2 protein-coding genes and 1 pseudogene are annotated in these 3,405 nt (G+C 56.4%); 1 reads left to right on the forward strand and 2 read right to left on the reverse strand.

Translation table 11 applies throughout. The annotated features are described in order from the left end of the window. On the reverse strand, positions 1-977 hold a 977-nt coding region (locus tag ACZAHD_RS22510; RefSeq protein WP_462458707.1), incomplete at its 3' end, for a branched-chain amino acid ABC transporter substrate-binding protein. A gap of 713 nt (positions 978-1,690) precedes the next feature. Here ACZAHD_RS22510 and ACZAHD_RS22515 point away from each other — a divergent pair. Continuing rightward, positions 1,691-3,097, forward strand: a complete 1,407-nt coding sequence (locus ACZAHD_RS22515) for a glycoside hydrolase family 10 protein (RefSeq protein ID WP_462458708.1) — start codon at positions 1,691-1,693, stop codon at positions 3,095-3,097. 151 nt (positions 3,098-3,248) lie between these two features. Here ACZAHD_RS22515 and ACZAHD_RS22520 read toward each other — a convergent pair. Then, positions 3,249-3,405, reverse strand: a pseudogene (locus ACZAHD_RS22520) (RNA polymerase sigma factor); the annotation flags it as partial.

Below are 3,405 nucleotides of genomic sequence, written 5' to 3' on the forward strand. Positions count from 1 at the left end.
GCTTTTTTGCCCATGACGGTATCGACGCTGTGGTTTTTCAGCCATTCGCTGGCTTTGGTGTTATCGGTTCCGACGGCATTATAGGCTGCGGCGATCGCCTGGACCGACGCGTAGGCATACAGGGTATAGCCTTCTGGTTCGAAACCGCCGGCGCGGAATTTTTCAATTACCGTTTTCCCTTCCGCAATGGTTCGCGGATCCTGACCGAAAGTCATCAGCACGCCGTCAGTGAACTGTGGGCCACCGGCGGCGGTTACCAGTTCCTGCGTCACGATGCAATCGCCGGAGAAGAATTTCGCCTGTACGCCCTGCTCTCTCATTTGACGAACCAGCGGACCGGCTTCCGGATGGCAGCCGCCGAAATAAACGACATCAGGCTTCAGCGCGCCAATTTTGGTGACCAGCGCGTTGAAATCCTTTTCGCCACGGGATAATCCCTCGTACAGCACCTCTTTCGTCCCGCGTTTCGCCAGCGCGGCGCGGGTAGCATCCGCCAGCCCCTGACCATACGTATCTTTATCATGGATCACGGCAATTTTTTTCGCCTTCAGCACATCCAGTATATAGTTCGCCGCAATAGCCCCTTGCTGGTCGTCACGACCGCACATGCGGAACATATCTTTCATACCGCGTTCGGTGATTTGCGGGTTCGTCGAGCCGGGGGTGATGGTCAGAATACCCGCCTCGTCATACACCTCGGAGGCGGGCATGGTGGAAGACGAACAGAAATGCCCCACCACGGCGGAGACGCCGGAGTCATCGACCAGACGGTTCGCCACCGCGACCGCCTGTTTGGGTTCACAGGCATCGTCCCCCTGAACCAGCACAATTTTTTCGCCTTTAATTCCTCCTGCCGCATTAATATCCGCTGCCGCCTGCGAGGCCCCTTTCCAGTACTGGGCGCCGTACGTCGCATTCGGCCCGGTAAACGGTCCGGCAACACCAATCTTCACATCCGCCTGTGCGTAAAATGCCACGCTGATACAACCCGCAATCGCAAAATGAAGAGTCAACTTTTTCAGTTTCAGAGACATTCGATATTCCTCAGCGATTTATAGCCTTGCGCCCGGTTATGGCGCGGAAAATATCAATTACTGTTTGGTTTGCCGAAGGCTGATAATATGCCGTCACGGCCGGGGTGGAAGAAGCAAAAATCCCGCCAGGAAGAAATATCGCGTCAGATCGCTTGGTGATGGATGGCAATAACGGGTGATAACAACGTTATCGCCTCCGGCTGACGTGCATTTCACTACGAGTCAGGAGGTCTGTTGCCATCACGTGGCGAGTCGGGAACTGCGGCGTCCATATCGACCAGCGAGCTAAACATAGTTGCTCTTTTCCCGTGTTGCGCACTGCCCTGGTGCAAAAGTGCGAAAATGATCATGAGTGTGAAAAATTTTGTGGCGGTATTGTGAACAATATAACAAGACATGTGAGAAGCGGTACATTGACGAGGATTCCACGCGATGGGCCCATCATCCACACTGATTATTCCCATCGCGACAGCTGGCCTCATCTGACAGGAAAGGGGTCGATAGCGTCCCGACGCTGTCGTGGCGAGGTCAACCTCCGTGCCCCGTCCTGCCCAGGAAACAGCAGGTCAGCCGCGGGGGAATACACACACTGATTGACTTGAATTCGAATCGTAGGAAAATGCCTCTTCACGCAACGGTCTATAACGATGACGAATATGATTTTCAGCTCTCGTAGCGTCCCTGTTTTCTCTAAAGTGACCCTGTCCGCCGCGGCTGTGGCCGCCGCGCTGCTGTTGGTTAGCTGTTCCGGTAAACCGCCCGCCTCTCTGGTGACCCCGCTTCCCCCGGCGCTGAAACAGCCTCATTTGCCCAAAACCCATGAGCCGGTACGCGGCGTCTGGCTGACAACGGTGTCTCGTCTTGACTGGCCGCCCGTCGCTTCAGTGACGACGGGCGACTCTGCGCTGCGTATCCACCAGCAGCAGAAAGCGTTGACCGATAAACTGGATAAGCTGCAAAGCCTCGGCATCAATACGGTCTTCTTTCAGGTCAAACCGGATGGCACCGCGCTGTGGCCGTCAAAAATTTTGCCCTGGTCCGATATGCTGACCGGCCACATCGGCCAGGATCCGGGTTATGACCCGCTCCAGTTTATGCTGGATGAAGCCCACAAACGCGGAATGCGGGTCCATGCCTGGTTTAACCCCTATCGTGTCTCCGTGAACACCCGGCCAAAAACCGTCAGCGAACTCAACGGGACGCTGTCGCAGATCCCCTCCAGCGTCTTCGTGCTGCATCGCGACTGGATTCGTACCGCCGGCGACCGTTTTGTCCTCGATCCGGGAATTCCAGAAGTGCGCGACTGGATAACCAGTATCGTTGCCGAAGTGGTGGAGCACTACCCGGTTGACGGCGTACAGTTTGACGATTACTTCTACACCGAATCACCGGGTTCAGCGCTGAACGACTCGCAGACCTACCAGCGATATGGACAGGGATATGCCTCAAAGGCGGACTGGCGGCGACACAATACTCAGCAGTTGATAGCCCAGGTGTCGCGCACCATCAAGCAGCTCAATCCCGATGTGGAGTTTGGCGTCAGTCCTGCAGGCGTCTGGCGTAACCGGTCACACGATCCGGCAGGTTCTGACACCCGCGGCGCGGCCGCGTATGATGAGTCTTACGCCGACACCCGCAGTTGGGTTCAGCAGGGCCTGCTCGACTACATTGCGCCCCAGCTGTACTGGCCCTTTGCTCGCGACGCGGCCCGCTATGATGTGCTCGCGAAATGGTGGGCCGACGTAGTGAAACCGACCGGTACCCGGCTGTATATCGGCGTGGCGCTGTATAAAATTGGCGAGCCGTCGAAAAATGAGCCCGACTGGATGGTCAACGGCGGCGTGCCGGAGCTGAAGAAACAGCTGGATTTGAACGAGTCGATGCCGCAAATCCAGGGAACGATCCTGTTTCGGGAAAACTATCTCAATCAGCCGCAGACCCAGCAGGCGGTGAACTATCTGAAAAGCCGCTGGGGAAGTTACGCCGGGCATTCCCTCCGCCCGACGGTAACACCGCCATTGCGTTCTGCAAGCGTGAATGGACCCACAGTCAGCGATCGCTGAGCGCCTCCGACACCGGTTATGAAAAGTCATGCGGTAAAGAGCCCTTTACCGCATCAACCGCGCGGAGAACGTTATCGACAAAAGAGAGTAGTTAAACACCGTATCGTCGGTGATATTACTGCACTGCAGAGAGAGCTGTCGGGCGATGGGCTCAACCGCCGACCAGCTCATCGTAGAAGATTCGCAGACGTGAACGAAGATAGAGAACGGCTTTATGTTTGCGGGAGAGCAGCGCCTGCTCGCTGGCGCCGCACTCTTCAGCCAGCTCCTTATAGCTGTAGCCCTGCAGTTCGGTCTTCTCAAAGACT

The sequence above is a fragment of the Raoultella sp. genome, from assembly GCF_039594335.1.
In the GTDB taxonomy this organism is placed as follows: Bacteria; Pseudomonadota; Gammaproteobacteria; order Enterobacterales; family Enterobacteriaceae; genus Klebsiella.